This is a genomic window from Pelagibacterium luteolum, from assembly GCF_900100665.1.
GTDB lineage: Bacteria > Pseudomonadota > Alphaproteobacteria > Rhizobiales > Devosiaceae > Pelagibacterium > Pelagibacterium luteolum.
Genome location: NZ_FNCS01000001.1, coordinates 418,316 through 441,787, shown reverse-complemented (window position 1 = coordinate 441,787; position 23,472 = coordinate 418,316). Strand labels below are relative to the sequence as shown.

The following is a 23,472-nucleotide window of genomic DNA, read 5'->3' as shown; positions in this document are numbered from 1 at the left end:
CCGCTTGTGCCATCAGACCACACCGAAGGCAAAGAGAACAGATCGCCGCAATGGATCGCGACACGTTGATTTTGGGCATCGAGACGAGCTGCGATGAAACCGCAGCGGCTGTCGTGCGGCGGTTTGCCGACGGACGCGGCGAGATCGTTTCCAATATCGTGAGGAGCCAGATCGACGAACACAGGGCGTTCGGCGGCGTGGTGCCCGAGCTGGCGGCGCGGGCGCATGTGGTCCATCTCGACACTATCATCAAGCGGGCGCTCGATGAGGCGGGCGTAGAGCTGGCCGGGCTCGATGCGATCGCCGCAACGGCGGGGCCGGGGCTGATCGGGGGCGTGCTCGTAGGGCTGACGACAGGCAAGGCGCTGGCGGCGGCGTCGCGCAAGCCGCTCGTGGCGGTCAACCATCTCGAAGGGCATGCGCTGACGGCGCGGCTGACGGACGGGGTTCAGTTTCCCTATCTCATGCTTTTGGTTTCGGGTGGGCATTCGCAGTTCGTTTTGGTTCGGGGCGTTGGCCATTACCAGCAGTGGGGCTCCACAATCGATGACGCGCTCGGCGAAGCCTTCGATAAGGCTGCAAAGCTTTTGGGGTTGGGCTATCCCGGCGGGCCGGAAGTGGAGAAGGCGGCTTTGGCGGGCGATGCCTCCCGGTTTGCGCTGCCAAGGCCATTGCTGCGGGAAAAGCGGCTCGATTTTTCGTTTTCAGGACTAAAGACCGCGCTCAGGCTGGCGGCCGAGGCTGTGGTTCCGGTGAGCGAGAAGGACATCGCCGATCTCTGCGCAAGTTTTCAGGCTGCGGTGACCGAAATCGTGGGTGTGAGGAGCCGGCAGGCGCTGGAGCGGTTTGCGCAGGAATATCCAGACCGTGCGCCGGTGTTTGTCGTCGCGGGTGGCGTTGCTGCAAACAAGGCGATCGGGGGCGTGCTCGCCGATGTCGCTGCCACGGCGGGTGCGACGCTGATCATTCCGCCGCCGGCGCTTTGTACCGATAATGGTGCGATGATCGGCTGGGCGGGTGCCGAGCGATTTGCGCTTGGGTTGACCGATGGCTTCGATGTCGCGGCGCGGCCGCGCTGGCCGCTGGACGAGTTGCGGGGTGTTGCCTGATGGCCAGGGTTTTCGTTATCGGCGCTGGCGCCTGGGGGACAGCGCTGGCGCAGGCGGCACGGTTTGCCGGACATGACGTGACGCTGTCTGGCCGCGACGCGCAGGCCGCACGCGAGATCAATGAGAGCCACCGGCTTTCGGCCTATCTGGGGGATATCGCGCTCGATCCCGATCTGCGGGCCCAGACCGGGTTCGACGCTATTGCGGCGGCCGATGCGGTCTTGATGGTGGTGCCGGCACAGGCGACGCGAGCGACGCTTGAGGCGATCGGGCCCGATGCGCTTAGTGGCAAGCCGGTGATCCTGTGCGCCAAGGGATTGGAAACGGGCAGCAATGATCGCCAGAGCGAAATCCTTGCGGAGTTGGCGCCCGAGGCCGAGCCGTTCGTCTTGTCGGGTCCGAGCTTTGCCCATGATGTCGCGGCGGGGAAACCGACGGCGGTGACGCTGGCGGGGCACAGCATCGAACGGGCCGACGAGATGGCGGGGCTTTTGGCGTCGGACAGTTTCCGGCCCTATGCCAGCGAGGATATCGTTGGCGTCGAAATGTGTGGGGCGCTCAAGAACGTCTATGCGCTGGGGGCGGGCGCCATCGAGGGCGCGGGGCTGGGACTTTCGGCGCGCTCAGCGTTTTTGGCACGAGCGTACGCGGAACTTGGACGGGTGATCGTGGCGCTTGGGGGGATAGACGCGACGCTGTCCGGTTTGGCCGGGATCGGTGATCTGGCGCTGTCGTGCACCTCAGAACAATCGCGCAATTATCGCTTCGGGATCGCGCTCGGGCGCGGCCAGAGCGTCGATGCGATCCGATCTGGCGGCATGGGGTTGGCCGAGGGCGTGTTTACCGCGCCTGTCGCCAAAGCGGTGGCCGACCGGCATGCCATCGACGCGCCGCTGATCGGGGCTGTCGATCTTTTATTGTCGGGCGAGGCACGGATCGAGGCGATCGTGCCCATGCTCATGCGACGACCATTGAAACGGGAAGGATAGATCTGGACATGATGTTTGCTGTGGTGGCCTTCGACAAGGCGGGAAATCTCGACAAGCGGCTGGAAACACGTCCGGCGCATTTGCAATATTGGGAAGATAATGCCGACGCCATGGTGCTGGCGGGCCCGTTTCTCGACGATGACGGCAAGGCTGTGGGCTCGATGATGGTGGTCGAAGCCAAAGATCGGCACGCCGCGACGGCGATCGTCAGCCAGGACCCCTATGCGGTGGCCGGGGTGTTCGAGACGGTCGAAATCCGTCCCTGGAACTGGGTAATCAAGCGGCCAGAGGGGCTTTAACAATCATGGCGTACTGGCTGTTCAAATCCGAACCCGAAACATGGGGCTGGGACGATCAGGTGAAAAAGGCCGGCCCCGAGGAGTGGGGCGGGGTGCGCAATTATCAGGCGCGCAACAATATGCGGCTGATGAAGAAGGGCGATCTGGGGTTCTTTTATCACTCGGTGAAGGAGAAGGCGGTCGTGGGGATCGTCAAGGTCGTCAACGAAATCCACCATGATTCAACGACCGACGATCCGCGCTGGGAGTGTGTGGACATCGAAGCGGTCAAACCGTTCGAAAAGCCCGTGACACTCGATGAGATCAAGACGGTGCCCGAACTCGAGGCGATGGTGCTCGTCAACAATTCGCGCCTCTCGGTGCAGCCGGTCTCGGATGCCGAATGGGCGGTGATCTGCAAGATGGGCGGGGTCAAGCCTTAGGGCTGACGACACGCGGGCATTGTCGGGTGCGGCAAAAAGGCGCAAAATCGGGCCCGCGCCCTTGATCGGCGCGCGCATGGGGGAGAGCTAAAATGGACTATCTCAACGTCAACTGGTTGGCGGTCGTGCTGGCGATGATCGCGTCGATGGCGCTTGGTGCCGGCTGGTACATCATCTTGTCCAAGCAATGGCTCGCGGCGACTGGGCGGACCATGGAGCAGATCATGTCGGGCTCGGGCGGGCAGGCGACGCCGTTCATCTGGGGCGCCGCTATGCAATTGGTCATGGCGTATTTTCTGGCGCTTTTGACCCCGATGATCCTTGGCGAGATGAGCGTTACCAATGCGGTGATCGTCGGCATCCATCTCTGGGCGGGCTTCATAATGACCTCGATGATCCTCAACCATCGCTATCAGGGGGCCAGTTGGTCGCTGGCTCTGATCGATGGCGCGTATCTTTTGGGGGTCGTTATCTTGCAAGGGATCGTGCTCGGCCTTCTCGGCTAGACGCCGCCCGACAGGCTTTCTGGGAACCACGCGCGGGTTCTGGAGTTCTGGAGTCGGCGAAGCTTTATTTCAGCCTCGCCCGGCCGGGGGGTCGCCATGCGTCCAGGGAATGGGAGCATTGCAGGAACCGGGCCCCGCCGCCTTAGTTAGGCGCTAGCGGACATCTATACCGACGTTGTATTCCAAGAACGTTCCATCCGTGTCCGGCAAGGCCGAACACCTTTTTGCCCGAGTAAGCGAGTTCATGTTGCCTATTGCCAATGGTCGATTTTCCCACACGCGTCGTCGATTGATCGGTGCTTTGCCCATAGGTCTTTTGCTCGGTTCGACGGCCCTGCGCGGGGTCTGGGCACAGGATGCCGAAACGCCCGCCGAAGGGGTCGAACCCGACCTCGCGGCGACCGAAGCCCCCGCCGATGAGGGCACCGAATTTTCCTTCGACATCTTGACCCAGTGGATGCGCGAAAAGGCGGCGACCGAGTACCAGGCGCCAGATACCGCGCTGCCGGAGGTGATCGCCAACCTCAATTATGACGATTATCGCCATATCCAGTTCGACGCGGATCGTGCGCGCTGGAGCGAGGAAACATCACAGTTTCGCGTTCACGCCTTCCATCCGGGCTGGCTCTATAATGAGCTTGTCGACATGTTCGAAGTCGTTGATGGTCGCGCGCGGTCGATGGCGTTTTCGCCCGCCGATTTCAATTATTACGGTCCCCTCGAGGATGTCTTTACCGACGATACCCAATTGCCGGGGGTGGTGGGCTTCAGGCTCAACAATCCGCTCAACCGTCCCGATATTTTCGACGAACTGATCGCCTTTGTCGGTGCGAGCTACTTCCGCTCCATGGGGCGGGGAAATTTCTACGGTCTGAGCGCGCGCGGGCTGGCAATCAATACAGGGATCGGATCGAGCGAGGAGTTTCCGCGCTTTTCGCAGTTTTATCTCGAACGCCCGGCGCCGGGTCAGCGCAACGCCATCGTTTATGCAGCGCTCGACAGTCAGAGTGTGACCGGCGCGTTCCGTTTCGATATCGCCCCGGGCGAGGAAACCGAAATTCACGTCACGGCGCGGCTGTTCTTCCGGTCCACGGTCGAGCAGTTGGGCGTTGCGCCGATGACCTCGATGTTCCTTTACGCCGAGAACAACCGTTCGCGCTTCGACGATTATCGCCCGCAGGTCCATGATTCCAACGGGTTGATCATTCATCGCGACGGTGGCGACGTGTTGTGGCGCGCGCTGACCAATCCCGTGCGACTGGGCAGCTCATACTTTGCCGAGACCAATCCGCGCGGCTTTGGGCTCTATCAGCGTGACCGCGAATTCGAGGCCTATCAGGATGCCGAGGCGCATTACGAGCGTCGGCCGTCGCTGCTGATCGAGCCGGATGGGGATTGGGGCGCCGGACATGTGCGGCTCGTTGAAATTCCGTCCGATCTCGAGGTCAACGACAACATCGTCGCGTTCTGGATACCTGCAGAGTCCGTGACGGCGGGCGAAGAGCGCGAGTATCGCTATTTCATGCGGTGGGGCGATCTCAACCCCGACGCAGGCAGCGATCTGGCTCATGTGCTCGAAACACGGGCAGGGCATGGTGGGGTTTCGGGCGTCGAAAATGCGCCCGACCTGCGTAAGTTCGTCGTTGATTTCAAGGGCGGTGAAGTGGGGCGTCTGCCCGTGGGCACCGAAGATATCGAGCCGGTCGTCACCGTAACCGGCGCCGAGATCGTCGGGATGGTGCTCAAAAAGATCGATGGCGACGTGTGGCGCCTCGTGCTGGACGTTCGTGTCGCAGGGGCCACTACCGTCGAATTTGTGGCACATTTGCGTGGCTATGGACGCAGGCTTTCGGAGACCTGGTTGTATCAATGGATGATCGAGGCGTAAGAAAAATGGACAGTTTCGATCCCTTGCCCCAGGCGCCGCTGGCAATGCCCAAGCAGCAAATCGAGAATAAGGTGACGCTCCGTATCGTCCTGTCGCGGTTCTTTGCGCTGTTCGTGCGTGACACCTCCAGCGTGCGCAGGGAGCTCTAGGACCGATGGACGCGGCCGTGTCCAAGGCGCGGATCGCACGGGTCATCGCGCTTCTGCTGACCATCGGGCTCGCCGGGACGGCTGCGTCGCTGTTCATCCAGTTTGCCGCTAGCGACGGCGTTCAGGTACTCGACGTCGTTCGCCTTGTGCTGATTACGCTATCGACATCGTGGCTCGCCTGGGGCGCGAGCCAAAGCATTGTCGGCCTGTTTCACCGGCCACAACCGCCAATCCTTTCGATCGCGCGACCGACCAAGCGCACGGCGATCCTCGTGCCAGTCTATAATGAAGACCCCGCCGAAACGTTTTCCCGCGTGCTTGCCATGGACCGTGCGCTTGTTCGCGAAGGGATGAGCGGGCTGTTCGATTTTGCCATTCTGTCCGATACGCGTGATGGCGAGATCGCGGCGATGGAAGAGCTGTGGTTTGCGCGGCTGGTGACCGAGGCGCGCGCTAAGGGCCGGATGTTTTATCGCCGTCGCGCCGACAATGCGGGCAAGAAAGCCGGCAATATCGAAGACTTCATCACCAAGCATGGCGGCGCCTACGAGTTCGCCCTCATTTTAGATGCCGACAGTCTGATGAGCGGGGAGACCATCGTCGAGATGGCGCGTCGCATGGAGGCGGAGCCCAAGCTCGGCCTGCTGCAAACCTTGCCCCGCATCATCAATGCGCGCTCGGGCTTCGGGCGCGGCATGCAGTTTGCGGCGTCGTTCTTTTCGCCTGTTTTCGCGCGCGGCATTGCGCTTCTCGCGGGGCGCGAGGGGCCGTTCTGGGGTCATAACGCCATGGTGCGGACCAAGGCGTTCGCAGCGTCGTGCGGCTTGCCGGCCCTTAGGGGCCAGCCACCGTTTGGCGGGCCGGTCCTTTCGCACGATTATGTCGAGGCGGCGCTTCTGGCACGGGCGGGATGGCTGGTGCGGCTCGATACCGATCTGGGCGGATCGTTCGAGGAAGGGCCGGACAACCTCATTGAATTTGCCAAGCGCGACCGGCGGTGGTGCCAGGGCAATCTTCAGCACGCGCGCCTTATCGCTGCGCCCGGCCTATCGATCTGGAGCCGCATGGTCTTCGTGCAGGGGATATTGGCGTATCTGTCGTCGCCGATCTGGGCGGCGTTTCTGATCCTGGGGCTGGTGGCGCCCTATTTTGCCCCGCCGACCGATTATTTCCCGCAACCCTATCAACTCTTCCCCGTGTTTCCCGACGATCAGACGTCGAAGGCTATCACACTGCTGGTGGGGATTTTCGGGCTGTTGATCCTGCCCAAGCTGCTTATCTTCATCGAGGCGGTGATAACGGGGCGCGTCAAGGCGTTTGGCGGCGCCTTGCGAGCTGGACTTTCGGTGATCTGGGAGATCGCAACGTCGAGCGTGCTCGCGCCCGTGATGTTGTTGTTCCAGACCCGGAGCGTCATACAGGTGATGACTGGGATCGATGGCGGCTGGCCGGCGACAAGCCGGGGGACGAGCGAGTTGATGTTTGCCGATGCCTGGGCCGCGACGCGGTGGATGGTGGCGATCGGAGCCGTGACATTGCTTGCAGCTGGCTATTGGGCACCTGCCATGATGATCTGGCTGGTGCCGGTGGCCGTGCCGATGCTGGCCGCGCCGGCGATCATCTGGGCCACGGCGCGTCCGATGGGCGGGCCGATCTATTTATCCGGTCAGGAGCTAAAGCCTGACCCGATCGTTGCCGAGCGCGAGCGCATTCTTGCTGTCTGGCGCGGCGAGACGCAAAGCGTTATTGAAGACGTGCCGTCGGTCGGGGAGGGCGCGGCGAGCCATGCATGACACTACCGCTAAACGCGACGGGCAGCCCGCGGCAATGCCGTCAGGGCGCGATCCGCGCATCGACGTGTTGCGCGGATTGGCGCTGGTGATGATTTTCATCAACCACGTACCGGGCAACGCGTTCGAACATTACACCAATCGCAATTGGGGCTTTTCGGATGCCGCCGAGGCGTTCGTCTTTCTCTCGGGCACGGCGGCGGGGCTGGCGTATGGGGCCGGGTTTCTTTCGGCGCCCTACTGGCCTGCGGTCGCGCGGGTCTGGGCGCGGGCACGGACGCTTTATTTCGTTCATCTCTCGACCACCAGCATGGCGATCGGCATCCTCGCGGCGGCGGCATCCTGGTACGGCTTGTACGAACTGTTGCAGACCATCAATCTGGCCAAGGCTTTCGAGGACCCGTTGGGTGTCTTGATCGGCATCCCGACGCTCGGGCACCAGTTGGGCTATTTCAATATATTGCCGCTCTATCTGGTGCTGCTGCTTGTGACGCCTGCGTTCATCTATTGCGGCTTACGCTGGCCGTGGGTGACTATGGGGCTTTCGGTGATGATCTGGATCCTGGCGGGCCAGTTTCGGATCAATTTGCCCAATTATCCCAATCCGGGCGGGTGGTTTTTCAACCCGTTCTCCTGGCAGATCATATTTGTTGCGGGTCTGTTGACCGGGCTGGCGCTCAAGCGCGGCGAGCGGTTCGTGCCCAAAATGGGCTGGCTGATGTGGGTGTGTGGCATCTATCTTGCCGTCATCCTCCTCTGGCGGCTGTATCCACCGTTCGCGTCGGTGGGGCGGGAGGCGCTGGCGTCGCTGGGGCGGCTCGGCGTGCCGTTCTATTTCGTCTCGTTCGACAAATCGTTTCTGGCGCTCACGCGGCTGAGCCATTTTCTGGCGCTGGCCTATCTCGTCTCATGCCTTGTCTGGGTTTACCGGTTTTCCGCCAGCCACTGGGCGGAGCCGTTCAGGCTTTTGGGGCAGAATGGGCTTGCGGTTTTTGCCACGGGGTCGGTGCTCTCGATCCTGTTGCAAGCGATGAAGGCGGGGATCGGCGATCATTTCTGGAGCGATGCCGGTCTTTTGGCAGGCGGGTTGGCCGTACAGTTCGCCCTGGCTTACGCGTTGCGCAAGACGCGGCAAGCGACGGCGCTCAAAAGGGCCGCGGCACCAGCGAAAGTCTAAAAATCGGACGAAATACCCTTGACCTCCCAGTCGCCGTAACGAGCGGGATCGAGACCGCCGCGGCCATCGACTTCTCGCGGGGCATTGGAGGTTTTCGCATCGATTTCTGACTGCCTTGCCTTGGCTTCGGCAAGCGCCTGACGGGCGATTTCGGGGTCGGGGCGCTTGGTTTGTTTCGGCGCGGGCATGGCGGGGTCTCCATGACAAAGTGTTTAGGCGTGCCCGGGCACTTGTGGCCGGGGTTGTGCGTTCCCATCATATAGATAGGAACTCTGGCTTAGGAAAGCGTTCGGACCATGATGAACACATTGCGTACCACCATTTTGCTGGCCGGCATGACTGCGCTTTTCATGGGCGTGGGCTATCTGATCGGCGGCACCGGCGGCATGGCGATCGCCTTTATCGTGGCGCTTGGTACCAACGCGTTCGCGTACTGGAACTCCGACAAGATGGTGCTCTCGATGCAGGGCGCCAAGGAGATCGACCCGCGCTCGGCCCCCGATCTCTATCAGATGACCAAGCAACTGGCCGACAATGCCGGGCTGCCCATGCCAAAGCTCTATCTGATCGAAACCGAGCAGCCCAATGCGTTTGCCACGGGTCGCAGCCCGGACAAGGGCGTCGTGGCGGTGTCGTCGGGACTTGTGAAATATCTCGACAGCCGCGAAGTGGCGGCGGTCATCGCGCACGAACTGGCGCATATCAAGAACCGCGACACGCTGACCATGACGGTGACGGCAACGTTAGCCGGTGCGATTTCGATGCTGGCTCAGTTCGGGCTGTTTTTCGGTGGATCGCGCGACAACAACAATCCGCTCGGGTTCATCGGCGTGATCGCAATGGTGATCCTTGCGCCGATCGCTGCCATGCTGGTGCAGATGGCGGTGAGCCGGACGCGCGAATATGAGGCCGACAAGGACGGGGCTGAAATCTGCGGTGATCCCGAGGCCCTGGCATCGGCGCTGCGCAAGATCTCGGCGGCCGGCAAGCGGGTGGTCAATATGCCCGCCGAGCGCGCGCCGGCCATGGCGCATCTTTATATTTCAAACCCATTGTCAGGTGCGCGCATGGATAATCTCTTCTCCACGCACCCCAATGTGGAAAACCGTATTTCGGCGCTTATGAAGATGACGCCGGTTTCGGGCGGAGGTAGTGGTCAAACGCCGCGCAGCCGGGTAAACCCCATCGAAGCCGTTTCCCGGCCCGGTCAAAGCTGGCGGACGCCCGGTACGCGCCCCCGCTCGGGTTCAGGAAATGACGAGACGCCTGGACCCTGGGGATAGACACTCGATTTGACGAACCAATCTTCAATTGCAGGCCTCAAGCCCCGGCTTGAGGCCATTTTCCATCTCGATCGCGTATTGGCCGGCAAGCCGTTTGCGCCGATTTCTGCCGACCGTGTCGCTGACTCTCGCGACAGGGCGTTGGCCAACCGGCTGGTGACGATCGCTTTGCGCCGGCATGGACAGATTTCCGAGGTTCTTGGGTCCGTGCTTTCGAAAGGCGTCCCGCAACGCGCTGGCATTTTGGAGGCTGTGCTTCGGGTCGGTGTCGCGCAGCTTCTCTATATCGAAGACATACCGGCTCATTCGGCCATCCATCTTTCCGTCGAGGCGGCACGGGCCGACAAACGGGCCGGGCGGTTCGACAAGCTGGTCAATGGTGCGCTGCGGTCGGTGCAGCGAGGCGCCGCCGAGTTTCTGGCGATGCCCGATACTGCGCTTATTCCCGACTGGCTGGCGCGCGAGTGGACCGCAAGCTATGGCGCTGAGGCGGTTGGCGCTTTTGCCGGGCAGTTGGTCAGCTCTCCGCCGCTCGATCTGACGCTGAAAGCGGAAGATGGGGCGCTCATCGACGCGTTGGGTGCGACGCCGCTGATCGGCACCAGCGTGCGCGTGAGCGAGCGCGAAGTGCCGATTGCGCAATTGCCCGGATTTGCCGAGGGGCAATGGTGGGTGCAGGATGTGGCCGCCGCCATACCGGCCCGGTTGCTCGACGTTCAGGCCGGGGAAGCGGTGCTCGATCTCTGCGCGGCGCCTGGTGGGAAGACGGCGCAATTGGCGGCTGCCGGGGCGCGGGTGACGGCGCTGGATATTTCTGCCGAGCGCATGGAGCGGGTGAGCGAAAATCTTAGCCGCCTGGGGCTCGAAGCCGAACTCGTGGTCGGTGACGCGCTGAGCTATGCGCCGCGCGAAGCATTTGACGCCATCCTGCTCGATGCACCCTGTTCGGCGACAGGCACGTTCCGCCGACATCCCGAAGTGCTCTGGCATCGCGATGAAAAAGGGATTGGCGAGCGCGTGGCGCTGCAGCGCAAGATGTTTTCGCACGCGGCGAGCCTTCTAAAGCCGGGCGGGCGGATGGTCTATTGCGTCTGTTCGCTCGAGCGCAAAGAGGGCGAAGCTCAGGTAGAATGGGCTGCGAAGACCCATCCTGAACTGACGCTCAAGCCGATCGGGGCCGAGGATATCGGTGGCTGGGCGGCAGCGACCAATGCAGATGGCACGCTGCGGCTGACTCCGGCTTTGACGCTGCCGGGCGCGGTCGAGGGCGGGTTGGACGGGTTTTTTATCGCACGATTTGAGAAAAAAGCCGGGTAATCTCATGCCATGACGGGTGGTTATGGCTGTGGTTAACTAAAGGTTGATGGTAATGTTCGGGCCGCGAGTAGGGTTCGGGCATGCGTTTTTTGTCAGTATTGCGTTATCGGCTGGGACGGTTGGCGCTCGGCGTCGCCGACCGTACGGTGACGCATCCGCTGTTTAGCTGGACGTGGTCGGGCTCGACCGATGCGCGCTATACTGGACGCCTCGTCGATTTTCGGCCGGCCGACACCCACACCGTACATGAGATGATGGACGGCAATTATCTTTTGGCGGGCGTGCGAGTGGAAACCGGCGGGCTTTCGCCCTTCGGCGTTGCGGCCGATAGCGATGCCTGGTTTTCCGATCTGCACAGCTTTGGCTGGTTACGGCACTTTTCGAACACGACTGATCAGGGGCAACGGGCGTTCGCGCGCACCCTGGTCGTCGATTGGCTGGGGCGGTATGGGCGATATGATCGCGATGCCTGGGACGTTTTCGTTACCGCCCGACGCGTGCTCAATTGGCTCAAAGCACTTTCGCTTTTGACCGCGGATGCGCCACCCGATCAGGTGCGCACGCTGCATCGGTCGATCGCCATCCAGGTGCACGCGCTCAAGGTGCGCATGCCGCTCAGCACCGATCCGTTGGCCCGGCTGATGGCTGCGATCGCGCTTGTCGGGGCCGGGTTGAGCGAGAGCGATGAAAACCGGGATCTCGGCGCGCTTGTCGAAGACCTCGAACGGCGGCTCGATCAACAGATCGACGCCGATGGGTTGGTCAAGAGCCGCAACCCGCACGCCCAGATTCAGCTTCTCACCGAGATCATCCCCGTGCATCAGGCGCTTTTGCAGCGGCATGGGCAGCTGACGGGAGAGTTGTCGCGGCGCATCGAGGCGATGAACCGTGCGCTGAACCGGCTGGTGCTGACCACCCATGAGCCCGCCTATTTCCATGGCTGTGGGCAGGTGCCGGTCGAACTGGTGCTGGCGATCGAATCCCAGGGCAATTGGCGCACGGCGCGGTCCGGGGTCGCCTCGGGCTATGGCGTGCTTGTCGACGGGCCGGGCAAGCTCGTCACCGATGGGGGGCAGGTGCCGCCTATCGATCAATCCGGCGACGCGCATGCCAGTGCTTTGGCGTTCGAATACGCTTATGGGTCGACGCTGATTGCGGGCAATTGCGGACCGGCGCCGGGGCAATTGGCCGAAAGCCGGGACCTTTTCCGTCATACATCGGCCCATAGCGCACCGACCATCGATGAGGTTTCGAGCGCCGATCTGGGCGGGGGCGGCCGGCGGGCCAATCTGCTTTTGGCGCGACAGCCGTCTCACGATCCGCGCTTCATTGAGGATGAGAACACCATAGAAATGCGCACCGAGGCGTTTGGCGATCGGTATGGGCTGGCGCTTACGCGGCGCGTCACGCTGATGGGCGGCGGGCAGACGCTGGTCGGGCAGGACCGGTTCGAGGCCGTGCCATCGCGCCGGCGGTTGCAGGGGTCGTTTTCGATCCGCTTTCATTTGGCCCCGGGTGTGGCACTCGATCGCAGCCAGGGCGAGGATCTGGTGCGGCTGATCTATCGCAATGGCGAGGTGTGGGCGTTCCTGTGGGAGGGGGCGGCAGCAGATATCGAGGATAGCGTGCGGCATTCGGCCCATCTCGGCCTGCACCGCACGCGGCAGATCGTTCTGCACGGCCCGGCCTTCGACAAGGCGGAAATCGCCTGGGTGTTCACCAAGCAATAGCCCGGTTCCCTCTGGCAACAAAGCGTGCTAGGGCGCGCGCAGTTTCCCCATTGGCAGAACAGCGCAGGACTTTTTCATCATGGTGCAGGGTGCAACCAAGATCAGGCGGGCATTGCTTTCGGTGTCCGACAAGACCGGTCTTGTCGAATTCGCGACGGTGCTGGTCGCCATGGGGATCGAAATCGTTTCGACGGGTGGCACGCGCAAGGCCTTGGCCGATGCGGGCCTGCCGGTGATCGACATTTCGGAAGTGACCGGATTTCCCGAAATCATGGACGGGCGCGTCAAGACGCTGCATCCCAAGGTGCATGGCGGGCTTTTGGGCATTCGCTCCAACGATGCGCACAAATCGGCGATGCGCATCCACGATATCTCGCCAATCGATCTCTTGGTGGTGAACCTTTATCCGTTCGCCGAAACTGTCGCCAAGGGCGCCGATTATGACGAGGTAATCGAAAACATCGATATCGGTGGGCCGGCCATGATCCGGGCGGCAGCGAAAAACCATGGCGATGTGACGGTGATCGTCGATCCGGCAGACTATGAGAATGTGCTGGCGGCGCTTAAGGACACTGGCGAAGTGCCCTATCCGGACCGGCAGAAATATGCCGCCAAGGCCTATGCGCGCACGGCGGCCTACGATGCCGCGGTGTCGAACTGGTTTGCGAAAACGCTCGAAACGCCCGATCTGGCGTGGCGCAGCTTTTCGGGCAAATTGCGCGAGACGATGCGATATGGCGAAAATCCGCATCAGTGGGCTGCGTTTTATGCCGACGGGTCGAACCGGCCCGGCGTTGCCACGGCGCGACAGGTGCAGGGCAAGCAGCTTTCGTTCAATAACATCAACGATACCGACGCAGCGTTCGAGCTCGTTGCCGAGTTCGACCCCAAGGCAACGGCGGCGGTGGCGATTATCAAGCACGCCAATCCGTGTGGTGTCGGGCAGGGCACGACGTTGGTCGAGGCCTATGAGGCGGCGCGCATGTGCGATCCGGTCTCTGCGTTCGGCGGTATCGTGGCGCTCAATCGCCCGCTCGACGAGGCCGTGGCGACAGAGATCGTCAAACTCTTCACCGAAGTGATCATCGCGCCGGGCGCGAGCGAGGGGGCAATCGAGATCATCGAGGGCAAGAAGAATCTGCGCCTGCTTTTGACCGATGACCTGCCCAATGCCAAGGCTGACGGGCTGACGGTGCGCTCGGTCTCCGGCGGGCTTTTGGTCCAGACGCGCGACAATCAGAATGCCGACGATTGCGAGCTCAAAGTCGTCACTCAGCGCGCGCCGACCGAACAGGAAATGGCCGATCTGCTGGTGGCGGCCAAGGTCGCCAAGCACGTCAAATCCAATGCCATCGTTTACGTCAAGGACGGGGCGACTGTGGGGATCGGCGCCGGGCAAATGAGCCGGGTGGATTCGGCACGGATTGCGCACCGGAAATCAAAGGATGCGGCCAAGGCGGCCAAGCTCAAAGGGGCGCTGACCGAGGGTTCGGTCGTGGCGTCGGATGCGTTTTTCCCGTTTGCTGATGGGCTGGAAGCGCTTGTCGAGGCTGGGGCGACGGCGGTGATCCAGCCGGGTGGTTCGGTGCGGGATGAGGAGGTGATCGCGGCGGCGGATAAGGCTGGGCTGGCTATGGTGTTCACCGGGATGCGGCATTTTCGGCACTAATCTGCCTCACGGCGAGTACCGCGAGCAGGATAACGGCGCTAAATCCGCGCCTACCCTGCTCGCTGCGCCTGCGACGGCGCGGCCAAAAAGTTGGCCGCGGTTCTCGCTTCGCTCGTCCAGAGCGGACTAAGAGGTCGCGACGTCGAGTGCGATTTCTACCATGTCTTTGAGCGATGTCTGGCGGGCGTCGGCGTCGATCTCGTCGCCGGTGATGAGGCAATCGGTCATCGTGCAGATGGTGAGGGCTTTCGCCTTGAAGCGGGCGGCCAGGGTGTAAAGCGTCGCCGCTTCCATTTCGACGCCGAGGACGCCGTGCTCGATCAACTTGCCATAGGCTTCCAGGCCCGAGGGATGGTAGAAGATGTCGGACGAGACGATGTTGCCGACATGGACCGTCTTGCCCTTGGCGCGCGATGCGTCGTCAGCGGCGCGAAGCAGGGAATAGTCGGCCGCGGGGGCATAATTGTAATTGCCGAAGGCGCCCTTGACGATCGTGGAGTCGGTGGAGGCGGACGCGCCGATGACCACGTCGCGGACTTTGACCTTGGTGTTCAGGCCGCCGCAGGTGCCGACGCGGATCATGGTTTTGACGCCATAGACGGTTAGCAACTCATGCACATAGATAGCCGTCGAGGGCTGGCCCATGCCGGTCGCCTGGACGGAAACCGGCTTGCCGTTCCACGAGCCGGTGTAGCCAAGGCAGTTGCGCACGGAGTTGACGAGCTTGGCGTCAGTCAAAAAGGTTTCGGCGATCCATTTGGCACGCAGGGGGTCGCCCGGCAGCAGCACGGCTTCGGCATAGTCGCCCGGCTTGGCATGATTGTGCGGGGTCATTGTTTTTATCCTTTGGTCAAAAATTGCATGCAGCTTACAGCCGGGCTGCGGGGCGAGGCAATGGGGCACGGCTGGCGGCTTGGCAATCGGCGCAGATTGGATTAGACACGGGGAAAGAGAGACGTACCGCCGGGTACGGTTAGGAGCTGAGCATGGACAAATTCACGACATTGACGGGCGTTGCCGCACCGCTGCCGATCATCAATATCGACACCGACATGATCATCCCCAAGCAGTATCTGAAGACCATCAAGCGTACGGGGCTTGGTTCGGCGCTGTTTTCGGAAATGCGCTACAGCGAGGACGGGACGGAAAAGTCCGATTTCGTGCTGAACAAGCCGGCCTATCGTGGTGCCAAGATTATCATCGCCGGCGACAATTTCGGCTGTGGCTCAAGCCGCGAACACGCGCCATGGGCGCTGCTCGATTTCGGCATTCGGTGCGTGATCTCGACCAGCTTTGCCGATATTTTCTACAATAACTGTTTCAAGAACGGCATCCTGCCGCTGGTGGTGACGCCCGAGCAGCTCGATCTTTTGCTCGACGATGCCGATCGCGGGTCGAACGCGACGCTTACCGTCGATCTCGAGGCGCAGACGATTTCGGGACCGGATGGCGGCACGATCCATTTCGACATCGATCCGGGCCGCAAGCAGGTCCTGCTCGAAGGGCTAGACGACATCGCCATGACGCTCAAGAAGGACGAGACGATTGGTGGTTTTGAGACAAAGATGGCCCAGGATCGTCCCTGGGTCTAAGTCCATCGACTGCGCTGCAATCCGAACCAGTTTTATCCAAGACTTGAGAACACCATGGCCCAGCATACCCTCTTTCTTCTGCCCGGCGACGGGATCGGCACCGAGATCATGGCGGAGGTCGAAAAGCTGATCGCGCATCTCAATGGTAGCGGGGCGACCGATTTTTCCTATGAGAGCGGGCTGGTCGGGGGCTGTGCCTATGACGCGCATGGGGTGGCGATTTCCGAAGAGGATATGGCCAAGGCGGTTGCAGCCGATGCTGTGATCTTTGGCGCTGTTGGCGGCCCGAAATGGGACGACGTGCCCTATGATGTGCGGCCGGAAGCGGGGCTGTTGCGGTTGCGCAAAGACCTGGGGCTGTTTGCTAATTTGCGCCCGGCCATCTGCTATTCGGCGCTGGCCGATGCGTCTTCGCTCAAGCGCGAACTTGTCGAAGGGCTCGATATCCTGATCGTGCGCGAGTTGACCGGGGGCGTCTATTTCGGCGAGCCCAAGGAAATCACCGATCTGGGCAATGGCCAGAAGCGCGCCGTCGATACGCAGGTCTATGAGAGCTATGAGATCGACCGCATCGCGCGGGTGGCCCTCGACCTCGCCATGACGCGCGGCAAGAAGGTCCATTCGGCCGACAAGAAGAACGTCATGAAGTCAGGCGTCTTGTGGGACGAGGTGGTAAAGCAGGCCGCCAAGGACTATCCGGAAATCGAAGTGCAGCAGATTTTGGCGGACAACGCCGCCATGCAGCTCGTGCGCAACCCGAAACAGTTCGACGTGATGGTGACCGACAATCTGTTCGGCGACATTCTTTCCGATGCCGCGGCGATGCTGACTGGGTCGCTGGGCATGCTGCCCTCGGCTTCGCTTGGCGCGCCCGATCCCGAGACCGGGATGCGCAAGGCGATGTATGAGCCGGTGCATGGTTCGGCGCCCGATATCGCCGGGCAGGGGATTGCCAATCCGATCGCCATGTTCGCCTCGTTTGCGATGGCGCTGCGCTATTCGTTCGGAATGGTCGAGTTGGCGACCAGGCTCGAAACGGCGATATCGGATGTGCTCGAGGACGGGTTGAGGACCGGGGACATCATGCAGACCGGGTGCCGCAAGGTGACGACGGCGGAAATGGCCGACGCGATTATTGCCAAGCTGGGCTAGGCCCTAACCTGCAGAGCGTGGATAGCCGCTGCGCTGGATCCCGGGAGTAAATCCCGGGATGACAGGTGTGGCGCCGCTGTGCCTGGTCATGGTTCGACCTATTGGTCCCATGCCGACTTGAGCAGGCGGTAGCTTTCGAGGCGTTTGTCGTAGTCGTGCATGGTGGTCGAGACCATGACCTCGTCGGCGCCTGTTTCGCGCACCTTTTCGTCGATCTGTGCAACCACGGTTTCCGGGCTGCCGACGATCCAGAGGTTGGACTGGCTTTCAACGAAAGCGCGCTCTTGCGGCGTCCAGGGATATGCGTCCGCGTCTTCCGGGGGAGCGATCTTTTGCGGATCGTTGGAGCGCAGGCGGAGCCAGGTCAATTCCATCGATTTCGAGAGATGTTTGGCTTCCTCGTCGGTCGGCGCGCAGATAACCGCGACGCAGAGAATGGCGTGCGGGTCGGGGAAGTGGCCCGAAGGTCTAAAGCTCCGACGATAGGCGTCGAAGGCCGGTCCGGCGGGGGTGGGCGAAAAGTGGGAGGCGAAGGCGTAACCGATCCCATATTGCCCGGCCATCTGGGCCGAGGCACCTGACGATCCCAGCAGCCAGATTGGGGGCAGGACGATTTCGCTGGGTACCACCTTGACCCGCGCGAGGGGATGGTCGGCAGGGAAGCCATCGTTTTCGAAGGCCAATAGCTCGGCAAGTTCGTGTGGGAAATCTTCGCCATTGGTGGAGCGCAAGGCGCGCAGCGTTAGTCCGTCCGACCCACCGGCGCGTCCGATGCCCAGATCGATGCGTCCGGGATAGAGACCGTTGAGCGTGCGGTAGGTTTCGACCACCCGCAGTGGCACGTGGTTTGGCAGCATCACCCCGCCGGCGCCGACATTGATGCGGCTTGTATGGGCGACGGTGTTGGCGATGAGGATTTCCGGGGCGGAGGAGGCGATGGAGGCCATGCCGTGATGCTCGGCGTACCAGAGACGCGCAAAGCCCATATCGTCGCCCAGGCGGGCAAGATCGAGGGTTTTGGCGAGCGCTTGAGTGGTGGAATAGCCCTGCGAGATCGGCGCAAGGTCCTGAATGGATAAGGGGGGACGTGTCATCATCCCAAAATGGGAGAAGGCGCGCCGATGTTCAAGCGCGCCTTCATCGTTAAATGCCGATTATTAAAAATAATTAGGCGGCTTTGGCGTTGAGCTGGTCTTCGCCAAGACGCAGCAGCTTGTTGTCGGCGTCCTTTTCTTCCGCGAGGGTCTCGCGCAGATGGCCGAGAACCTGCTCGTGGCCGAGTTCCTTGGCCCAGGAGACGAGCGTGCCGTAGCGGGTGATTTCATAATGCTCGACGGCCTGTGCCGACGCGATCAAGGCTGCGTCCTTGGTTTTGGCGTTGGTGATTTCGCCCAACAGTTCTTCGGCTTCCTCGATGATGCCTTCGATAGCGGGGCATTCTTCGGCCTCTGGCTTTTCCCCGAGGATCTTGAAGATCTCATCGAGGCGGCGGACGTGGGTCTTGGTTTCTTCGAGATGCGCTTCGAATGCCTTCTTGAGGGGCGCAGCACCAGCCTCCTTGGCCATCACCGGAAGCTTTTTGACCAAGAGGTTTTCAGCGAAATAGACGTCCTTGAGGGTATGGACGAACAAGTCTTGTAGCGAAGCAATCGACATGATGGTAAATCTCCGTTGGTCAGGACCCGCACCGCGACTGCGACGCGCGCAATGGGGTCTCGAGTGTGAGAACGATCTAAGGTAGCTTTGCGTATGTCGGGCCGGTTCTGGACTAAACCTGTGATAGTGTCGGCTATGGCGGTCGCCATTCTGGCTACGCCAGCTTCGGCACAGGATTTCGGTATCGAAGAGTTTCGAGCCGGGGTTTTCTACCACAGCGCCTATAGCGGGTTCTTGCCGACGGGGGACAACTGGGATTTCTCGCGGCTCGAAAACGTAAAGTTTTCCGCGCTGTTCGCATCGCCGGACATCGAGGCGTTTCGCTGGATCGGCTCGCCACGGCCTGAGATCGGCACGACGCTCAATCTCAATGGGCGTGAGAATTTGATCCACGCCAATCTCAACTGGCAGATCCCGGTGTTCGACACCCCGCTCTATCTCGAACTGGGGTTCGGTGCAGCGCTGACCGACGGGGCGCTGCAGGGGGCGACGTCGCCGGCGCGCAATTTCGGGTGCTCGCTCAATTTCTACGACGCGGCAGGTATCGGAGCGCATGTAAATGAGAATGTGACGGTGACGCTGCGTTACGAACACATCTCAAATCTCGAGCTTTGCCCACCCAATCAGGGCCTTTCCAACCTCGGCGTGATGGTCGGGGTCAAGTTCTGATCGGCTTTTCGCCTCAATCTGAAACTTCCTGAAGCGACTTGCCGTAGATACCCCCGTAAGCACGACCGGATGGGATCGTGCGTAATCTTCACCCATGAAGGGGGGTTCTGAAATGATCACCAAATTTGCTTCTCTCGCACTGGCTGGCGTTGCCCTGAGCTTTGGCGTTGCCGGGGCAGGACTTGCCCAGGACACTATGGAAAATCCGATGGTGGGCGGTGCCCCGATGTCGCCGCAGATGAACATCATCGAAAATGCGGTGAACTCGGCTGACCACACGACGCTTGTTGCTGCCGTCAAGGCGGCCGGACTTGTCGATACTCTGCAAACCGCAGGGCCGTTCACTGTCTTTGCGCCGACCAATTCGGCATTTGCCGCTTTGCCCGCAGGCACTGTCGACACTCTGCTCGAGCCTGAAAATCTCGAAATGCTGCAGAAGGTTCTGACGGCTCACGTGATCCCGGGCAATTATTCCGCTGCCGATCTCATGGCGCTGGTCGAGGACAATGGCGGGGCGGTCGGTCTGACGACTGTTTCGGGCGATACGCTCGGCTTCCAGATGCTGGGTGGTTCGCTGGTCGCCGTCGACGAAAACCGCAACGCGTCGCGTATCACCATCCCGGACGTCAACCAGTCGAACGGTGTGATCCACGTAGTCGATAGCGTGCTCGTCCCTAACTGATCTGAATACAAAAGCGTCTCTCCCTTGGCGCCAGACTCCTTCGCCGCGCGACGAAGGAGTCTGATTTTTGTCTGGTCACTCTGCCGAACCGCAAAGGTGGTTTCCACTTTTGCTGGCAACGCTCCACGCCCCGCCATTCGTGGCGGGCCTTTTTTGCTACCCTTGGCAAATGTGGCGGAACCGCGTATGACACTGCTCCCGAACGGCGGAGCATTTTGCGTGGCCAGATTGTTGACCATGACATCGATGCACAGATTGCCCGGCACTCCTGCCGGCGCAAAGTCGTTCGCAGGTAAAACCACCACCAAAACCGCTTGACGCACTCCCCGGGCCAATCCTCCCGGCGGGGAGGGCGGCAGAGCACTTAAGGCCGAGTGGGCACCAGCCCGCGGCGCGGGAGGTGGGGTGAAAGGACAAATATCACTATGGGTTACAAGGTTGCAGTTGTCGGTGCCACCGGCAATGTCGGTCGCGAAATGCTCGATATTCTCGCTGAGCGCAATTTTCCAGTTTCCGAACTGGTGCCGCTTGCATCGTCGCGCTCGGTCGGGCGCGAGGTGAGCTTTGGCGACAAGATTCTGAAGTGCAAGAATCTCGACGACTATGATTTCACCGGCACCGATTTCGTCTTGATGAGCGCGGGCGGCGAGATCTCCAAGCAATGGGCGCCCAAGATCGGTGCGACCGGCGCGATGGTCATCGATAACTCCTCGGCGTTCCGCTACCATGAAGACGTGCCGCTGGTCGTTCCGGAAGTGAACGCGCATGTGCTCGATGCCTATATGGCCAGGAACGATCGCAAGAACATCATTGCCAATCCAAATTGCTCGACGGCGCAGCTGGTCGTGGCGCTCAAGCCCTTGCATGATCTGGCCAAGCTAACCCGTATCGTCGTTTCGACCTATCAGTCGGTGTCCGGTGGCGGCAAGGAAGCGATGGACGAGCTCTGGAACCAGACGAAGGGCATTTTCGTCAACGACCAGCCCACGCCACAAAAGTTCACCAAGCAGATCGCCTTCAATGTCATCCCCCATATCGACGTGTTCATGGAGGATGGCTACACCAAGGAAGAGTGGAAGGTTCTGGCCGAGACAAAGAAGATGCTCGATCCCAAGATCAAGGTGACCTGCACGGCCGTGCGTGTGCCGGTGTTCGTGGGGCACTCCGAAGCGGTCAATATGGAATTCGAGCGTCCGATTTCGCCCGATGAGGCGCGCGATGCGTTGCGCGACGCGCCGGGGATCGTGGTTCTCGATAAGCGCGAAAACGGTGGTTACATCACTCCGGTCGAAGCCAAGGGAGAGGACGCGACCTATGTCAGCCGCATCCGTGAAGACGTGACCGTGGAAAACGGGCTCGCCATGTGGGTCGTTTCGGACAATCTGCGCAAGGGCGCGGCGCTCAACACCATCCAGATCGCCGAAACGCTGATCGCACGCGGGCTGATCCAGCCCAAGGCGGCATAATGCGCTGGGCGGCTCTTTTCACCGATAAGGTCGAGGGCGCGGGCGATATCCGCGCCGCTCATACCGAGGCGCATCAGGCCTATCTGCGCAAATACAAGGGCCAGATCGTTCTGGCCGGCGCAATGCGGCCCGAGCCGGGCGGTGCGCCCAAGGGTGGGCTGTGGATCTTCGAGGCGGACACCAAGGCGGAGGTCGAAAAGATCATCGCCGAGGATCCGTTCCAGATCCATGGTTTGCGGGCCACGACCGATGTCTATGCCTGGGGTACTGCGCCGGGCTTTGAGGACATGGAGATCGGGGCGCGATAAATCTTATGCGCTGGATGACAGGGCAGGGGTCATGCGTTAAGGCAGGGCTCCTGCCTTTTTCGTTTCGCGAGATCTTTCGATGCCATTGCGCGACGTGCTTATCGCTCTTGTCGTGGTCGCGATCTGGGGCTTCAATTTCACGATCATCAAACTGAGCGTTGCGGAAATGCCGCCGCTTTTGGCGGCAGCGTTGCGGTTCTTTTTTGCTGCCGTGCCGGTGATCTTTTTCATCAAGAGGCCGCAAGCGCCCTGGCTTCTGGTCATGGGCTATGGCCTCTTTATGGGCTGCGCGCTTTATGCGCTGCTCAATCTTGCGCTGTTCATGGGCCTCTCGGCGTCTCTCGCGTCGCTGGCGCTGCAAGTGCAGGCGATGTTTACCATCGGGCTGGCGTTTTTCGTTTTCGGCGAGGTGCCGCGCAAGCTTCAAATGGTTGGGGCAGCGGTTGCGTTTTCGGGGATCGGTGTGATCGCCTGGGGCCATGGGGCGGGGGCAGAGCTTTTGCCTCTTGGCATTTTGATGCTCGCCGCGTTGAGCTGGGGGATCGCCAATATCTTGTCGAAAAAGGCCGGTTCGATCCCCATGGTGCCGTTTACGGTCTGGGGCAATGTGTTTGCGTCGATCCCGCTTTTTGTCCTCTCGTTTGCCTTCGAGGGTGGGCCGGCGATCGTCACCTCTATCGATCCGCCCAGCTGGAATGCCGTCGGGCTGATTGCGTTTCTGGCCTATCCGGCGACGCTGTTCGGGTTCGCCATGTGGTCGGGGCTGTTGTCGCGCCATTCTGCGGCAACCGTGGCCCCGTTCACGCTGCTCGTGCCGATCGCAGGCATTTCGTCGGGTGTCTTGATACTTGGCGAAACGCTTTATCCGGTCGATCTCGCCGGTGGCGTTCTGGTTTTTTGTGGCTTGATCCTGACGGTGATCAGGATCAAGCCCAAACAGGCCCCGATTCAGCCGGGGGCGTAACTACGCGGCGGGGCGCAGGAAGTCGCCGCTGTCGCCGTTCATCGTCCACAATTCGCCTGAAGAGATATCGAACCATGCGCCATGCAGGCTCAGCTGGCCGTCATCGACACGGGATTTGACGAAAGGGAATGCTGACAGATTATTGACCGACTGGCGGATGGAAATGCGCTCAAGCTCGGTTTGCTGTTCTGAGAGCGACAGGTCGCTCTGCGCCTGGACGCGGTTGGCCATGTCGCTGACCATTGTGAGCCATTTTCCGATGAAGTCACCTTCGGGCGCGTGGCCTGCAGAGGTCGCGAGGGCGCCAGCAATGCCGCCACAGCGGCCGTGACCCATCACGACGATATGCTCGACCTTGAGGTGAATGACGCCGAATTCCAGCGCTGCTGCGGTGGAATGAAACGTCGTATCGAGCCCGTTGGGCGGCACGAGATTGGCGACGTTGCGGATCACGAACAATTCGCCCGGCCCGCAATCGAAGATCGTCTCGGGTGCCGAACGGGAGTCGCAGCAGGCGATCACCATGGTGCGGGGACGCTGCCCCTCTTCGGCCAATGACCGGTAGCGATCGCGTTCGGTCGCGTAGCGTCCCGACATGAAATTGCGATAGCCATCGAGCAGGAAGGAGGGGAATACTTGCGCCATGCCGTCTTTT

Annotated in this window: 25 protein-coding genes; 20 read left to right on the top strand and 5 right to left on the bottom strand. The window is 61.3% G+C overall.

Features of this window, described 5'->3' with window-relative positions:
• The first annotated feature begins 50 nt into the window (after nucleotides 1-50).
• The 9 genes from tsaD to BLR31_RS02045 all read left to right on the top strand — a co-directional run bounded on the left by tsaD (nucleotide 51) and on the right by BLR31_RS02045 (nucleotide 8,329).
• Nucleotides 51-1,109 carry a tRNA (adenosine(37)-N6)-threonylcarbamoyltransferase complex transferase subunit TsaD gene (gene tsaD, locus BLR31_RS02080; protein WP_090590654.1) on the top strand — a complete coding sequence of 353 codons (1,059 nt, stop codon included), beginning with the start codon at nucleotides 51-53 and terminating at the stop codon, nucleotides 1,107-1,109.
• On the top strand, nucleotides 1,109-2,098 hold the full coding sequence (locus BLR31_RS02075; RefSeq protein ID WP_090590651.1) for an NAD(P)H-dependent glycerol-3-phosphate dehydrogenase: 990 nt from the start codon (nucleotides 1,109-1,111) through the stop codon (nucleotides 2,096-2,098). Before tsaD ends, BLR31_RS02075 begins: the two co-directional genes overlap by 1 nt.
• A gap of 8 nt (nucleotides 2,099-2,106) precedes the next feature.
• The gene (locus BLR31_RS02070) at nucleotides 2,107-2,397 is read left to right on the top strand and encodes a YciI family protein (protein WP_090590647.1); all 291 of its coding nucleotides are present in this window, start codon (nucleotides 2,107-2,109) and stop codon (nucleotides 2,395-2,397) included.
• Between the two features lie 5 nt (nucleotides 2,398-2,402).
• Nucleotides 2,403-2,819 carry an EVE domain-containing protein gene (locus BLR31_RS02065; RefSeq protein WP_090590644.1) on the top strand — a complete coding sequence of 139 codons (417 nt, stop codon included), beginning with the start codon at nucleotides 2,403-2,405 and terminating at the stop codon, nucleotides 2,817-2,819.
• Between the two features lie 92 nt (nucleotides 2,820-2,911).
• Nucleotides 2,912-3,325, top strand: a complete 414-nt coding sequence (locus tag BLR31_RS02060) for a DUF1761 domain-containing protein (RefSeq protein ID WP_090590642.1) — start codon at nucleotides 2,912-2,914, stop codon at nucleotides 3,323-3,325.
• Between the two features lie 244 nt (nucleotides 3,326-3,569).
• Entirely contained in the window at nucleotides 3,570-5,213 is a 1,644-nt protein-coding gene (locus tag BLR31_RS02055) for an OpgD/OpgG family glucan biosynthesis protein (protein ID WP_090590638.1), read from the top strand.
• A gap of 5 nt (nucleotides 5,214-5,218) precedes the next feature.
• The gene (locus BLR31_RS21540) at nucleotides 5,219-5,362 is read left to right on the top strand and encodes a hypothetical protein (protein ID WP_176762466.1); all 144 of its coding nucleotides are present in this window, start codon (nucleotides 5,219-5,221) and stop codon (nucleotides 5,360-5,362) included.
• Nucleotides 5,363-5,367: 5 nt separating this feature from the next.
• On the top strand, nucleotides 5,368-7,155 hold the full coding sequence (gene mdoH / locus BLR31_RS02050) for a glucans biosynthesis glucosyltransferase MdoH (RefSeq protein ID WP_090590635.1): 1,788 nt from the start codon (nucleotides 5,368-5,370) through the stop codon (nucleotides 7,153-7,155).
• The gene (locus tag BLR31_RS02045) at nucleotides 7,148-8,329 is read left to right on the top strand and encodes an OpgC family protein (protein ID WP_090590631.1); all 1,182 of its coding nucleotides are present in this window, start codon (nucleotides 7,148-7,150) and stop codon (nucleotides 8,327-8,329) included. Before mdoH ends, BLR31_RS02045 begins: the two co-directional genes overlap by 8 nt.
• Here BLR31_RS02045 and BLR31_RS02040 read toward each other — a convergent pair.
• Nucleotides 8,326-8,517, bottom strand: coding sequence for a DUF1674 domain-containing protein (locus BLR31_RS02040; RefSeq protein WP_090590627.1), 192 nt, complete (start codon nucleotides 8,515-8,517; stop codon nucleotides 8,326-8,328). The two genes, BLR31_RS02045 and BLR31_RS02040, sit on opposite strands and share 4 nt — an antisense overlap.
• 111 nt (nucleotides 8,518-8,628) lie before the next feature.
• Here BLR31_RS02040 and htpX point away from each other — a divergent pair, with 111 nt between their 5' ends.
• From htpX to purH, 4 genes are all read left to right on the top strand, one after another.
• Nucleotides 8,629-9,612, top strand: coding sequence for a zinc metalloprotease HtpX (gene htpX, locus BLR31_RS02035; protein ID WP_244504936.1), 984 nt, complete (start codon nucleotides 8,629-8,631; stop codon nucleotides 9,610-9,612).
• Nucleotides 9,613-9,621: 9 nt separating this feature from the next.
• Complete coding sequence (locus tag BLR31_RS02030; protein WP_090590619.1) at nucleotides 9,622-10,929, top strand: RsmB/NOP family class I SAM-dependent RNA methyltransferase; 1,308 nt, start codon at nucleotides 9,622-9,624, stop codon at nucleotides 10,927-10,929.
• Between the two features lie 80 nt (nucleotides 10,930-11,009).
• Entirely contained in the window at nucleotides 11,010-12,659 is a 1,650-nt protein-coding gene (locus BLR31_RS02025) for a heparinase II/III family protein (protein WP_090590616.1), read from the top strand.
• A 79-nt stretch (nucleotides 12,660-12,738) separates the two neighbouring features.
• Nucleotides 12,739-14,328, top strand: a complete 1,590-nt coding sequence (gene purH, locus BLR31_RS02020; protein WP_090590613.1) for a bifunctional phosphoribosylaminoimidazolecarboxamide formyltransferase/IMP cyclohydrolase — start codon at nucleotides 12,739-12,741, stop codon at nucleotides 14,326-14,328.
• A 126-nt stretch (nucleotides 14,329-14,454) separates the two neighbouring features.
• On the opposite strand, the gene deoD is transcribed toward purH, so the two are convergent.
• Nucleotides 14,455-15,162, bottom strand: a complete 708-nt coding sequence (deoD, locus tag BLR31_RS02015) for a purine-nucleoside phosphorylase (RefSeq protein ID WP_090590610.1) — start codon at nucleotides 15,160-15,162, stop codon at nucleotides 14,455-14,457.
• 152 nt (nucleotides 15,163-15,314) lie between these two features.
• On the opposite strand from deoD, the gene leuD reads away from it, so the two are divergent.
• Together leuD and leuB are read left to right on the top strand one after the other, a co-directional pair.
• Nucleotides 15,315-15,920, top strand: a complete 606-nt coding sequence (gene leuD / locus BLR31_RS02010; RefSeq protein WP_090590606.1) for a 3-isopropylmalate dehydratase small subunit — start codon at nucleotides 15,315-15,317, stop codon at nucleotides 15,918-15,920.
• A 54-nt stretch (nucleotides 15,921-15,974) separates the two neighbouring features.
• Nucleotides 15,975-17,072: a 3-isopropylmalate dehydrogenase gene (leuB, locus tag BLR31_RS02005; RefSeq protein WP_090590602.1), complete on the top strand. Its 1,098-nt coding sequence runs from the start codon at nucleotides 15,975-15,977 to the stop codon at nucleotides 17,070-17,072.
• Between the two features lie 98 nt (nucleotides 17,073-17,170).
• Here leuB and BLR31_RS02000 read toward each other — a convergent pair whose 3' ends face one another.
• Entirely contained in the window at nucleotides 17,171-18,166 is a 996-nt protein-coding gene (locus tag BLR31_RS02000) for an LLM class flavin-dependent oxidoreductase (RefSeq protein WP_090592022.1), read from the bottom strand.
• A gap of 73 nt (nucleotides 18,167-18,239) precedes the next feature.
• Nucleotides 18,240-18,728, bottom strand: a complete 489-nt coding sequence (locus tag BLR31_RS01995) for a YciE/YciF ferroxidase family protein (protein ID WP_090590598.1) — start codon at nucleotides 18,726-18,728, stop codon at nucleotides 18,240-18,242.
• A gap of 120 nt (nucleotides 18,729-18,848) precedes the next feature.
• On the opposite strand from BLR31_RS01995, the gene BLR31_RS01990 reads away from it, so the two are divergent.
• The 5 genes from BLR31_RS01990 to BLR31_RS01970 all read left to right on the top strand — a co-directional run bounded on the left by BLR31_RS01990 (nucleotide 18,849) and on the right by BLR31_RS01970 (nucleotide 22,817).
• Nucleotides 18,849-19,397: an acyloxyacyl hydrolase gene (locus BLR31_RS01990; RefSeq protein WP_176762465.1), complete on the top strand. Its 549-nt coding sequence runs from the start codon at nucleotides 18,849-18,851 to the stop codon at nucleotides 19,395-19,397.
• 112 nt (nucleotides 19,398-19,509) lie between these two features.
• Complete coding sequence (locus tag BLR31_RS01985) at nucleotides 19,510-20,079, top strand: fasciclin domain-containing protein (RefSeq protein ID WP_090590591.1); 570 nt, start codon at nucleotides 19,510-19,512, stop codon at nucleotides 20,077-20,079.
• A 425-nt stretch (nucleotides 20,080-20,504) separates the two neighbouring features.
• Nucleotides 20,505-21,545 carry an aspartate-semialdehyde dehydrogenase gene (locus tag BLR31_RS01980; RefSeq protein ID WP_090590588.1) on the top strand — a complete coding sequence of 347 codons (1,041 nt, stop codon included), beginning with the start codon at nucleotides 20,505-20,507 and terminating at the stop codon, nucleotides 21,543-21,545.
• Nucleotides 21,545-21,853 (top strand): YciI family protein, encoded by a 309-nt coding sequence (locus tag BLR31_RS01975; protein WP_090590584.1) that lies wholly within the window; start codon nucleotides 21,545-21,547, stop codon nucleotides 21,851-21,853. Before BLR31_RS01980 ends, BLR31_RS01975 begins: the two co-directional genes overlap by 1 nt.
• 79 nt (nucleotides 21,854-21,932) lie before the next feature.
• The gene (locus BLR31_RS01970; RefSeq protein WP_090590581.1) at nucleotides 21,933-22,817 is read left to right on the top strand and encodes an EamA family transporter; all 885 of its coding nucleotides are present in this window, start codon (nucleotides 21,933-21,935) and stop codon (nucleotides 22,815-22,817) included.
• Here BLR31_RS01970 and BLR31_RS01965 read toward each other — a convergent pair whose 3' ends face one another.
• Nucleotides 22,818-23,462: a carbonic anhydrase gene (locus tag BLR31_RS01965; protein WP_090590577.1), complete on the bottom strand. Its 645-nt coding sequence runs from the start codon at nucleotides 23,460-23,462 to the stop codon at nucleotides 22,818-22,820. It abuts the gene before it with no gap.
• Between the last annotated feature and the right edge of the window lie 10 nt (nucleotides 23,463-23,472).

Coding starts and splice junctions, on each gene's coding strand:
- BLR31_RS01995 (WP_090590598.1), bottom strand. CDS start 18,728: ATGTCGATTGCTTCGCTACAAGACTTGTTCGTCCATACCCTCAAGGAC.
- BLR31_RS02025 (WP_090590616.1), top strand. CDS start 11,010: ATGCGTTTTTTGTCAGTATTGCGTTATCGGCTGGGACGGTTGGCGCTC.
- BLR31_RS02065 (WP_090590644.1), top strand. CDS start 2,403: ATGGCGTACTGGCTGTTCAAATCCGAACCCGAAACATGGGGCTGGGAC.
- leuB (WP_090590602.1), top strand. CDS start 15,975: ATGGCCCAGCATACCCTCTTTCTTCTGCCCGGCGACGGGATCGGCACC.
- purH (WP_090590613.1), top strand. CDS start 12,739: ATGGTGCAGGGTGCAACCAAGATCAGGCGGGCATTGCTTTCGGTGTCC.
- tsaD (WP_090590654.1), top strand. CDS start 51: ATGGATCGCGACACGTTGATTTTGGGCATCGAGACGAGCTGCGATGAA.
- BLR31_RS02000 (WP_090592022.1), bottom strand. CDS start 18,166: ATGACACGTCCCCCCTTATCCATTCAGGACCTTGCGCCGATCTCGCAG.
- BLR31_RS02060 (WP_090590642.1), top strand. CDS start 2,912: ATGGACTATCTCAACGTCAACTGGTTGGCGGTCGTGCTGGCGATGATC.
- BLR31_RS02070 (WP_090590647.1), top strand. CDS start 2,107: ATGATGTTTGCTGTGGTGGCCTTCGACAAGGCGGGAAATCTCGACAAG.
- htpX (WP_244504936.1), top strand. CDS start 8,629: ATGAACACATTGCGTACCACCATTTTGCTGGCCGGCATGACTGCGCTT.
- BLR31_RS02040 (WP_090590627.1), bottom strand. CDS start 8,517: ATGCCCGCGCCGAAACAAACCAAGCGCCCCGACCCCGAAATCGCCCGT.
- BLR31_RS02045 (WP_090590631.1), top strand. CDS start 7,148: ATGCATGACACTACCGCTAAACGCGACGGGCAGCCCGCGGCAATGCCG.
- mdoH (WP_090590635.1), top strand. CDS start 5,368: ATGGACGCGGCCGTGTCCAAGGCGCGGATCGCACGGGTCATCGCGCTT.
- BLR31_RS01965 (WP_090590577.1), bottom strand. CDS start 23,462: ATGGCGCAAGTATTCCCCTCCTTCCTGCTCGATGGCTATCGCAATTTC.
- BLR31_RS01975 (WP_090590584.1), top strand. CDS start 21,545: ATGCGCTGGGCGGCTCTTTTCACCGATAAGGTCGAGGGCGCGGGCGAT.
- BLR31_RS01985 (WP_090590591.1), top strand. CDS start 19,510: ATGATCACCAAATTTGCTTCTCTCGCACTGGCTGGCGTTGCCCTGAGC.
- BLR31_RS01970 (WP_090590581.1), top strand. CDS start 21,933: ATGCCATTGCGCGACGTGCTTATCGCTCTTGTCGTGGTCGCGATCTGG.
- BLR31_RS02075 (WP_090590651.1), top strand. CDS start 1,109: ATGGCCAGGGTTTTCGTTATCGGCGCTGGCGCCTGGGGGACAGCGCTG.
- deoD (WP_090590610.1), bottom strand. CDS start 15,162: ATGACCCCGCACAATCATGCCAAGCCGGGCGACTATGCCGAAGCCGTG.
- leuD (WP_090590606.1), top strand. CDS start 15,315: ATGGACAAATTCACGACATTGACGGGCGTTGCCGCACCGCTGCCGATC.
- BLR31_RS21540 (WP_176762466.1), top strand. CDS start 5,219: ATGGACAGTTTCGATCCCTTGCCCCAGGCGCCGCTGGCAATGCCCAAG.
- BLR31_RS01980 (WP_090590588.1), top strand. CDS start 20,505: ATGGGTTACAAGGTTGCAGTTGTCGGTGCCACCGGCAATGTCGGTCGC.
- BLR31_RS02055 (WP_090590638.1), top strand. CDS start 3,570: ATGTTGCCTATTGCCAATGGTCGATTTTCCCACACGCGTCGTCGATTG.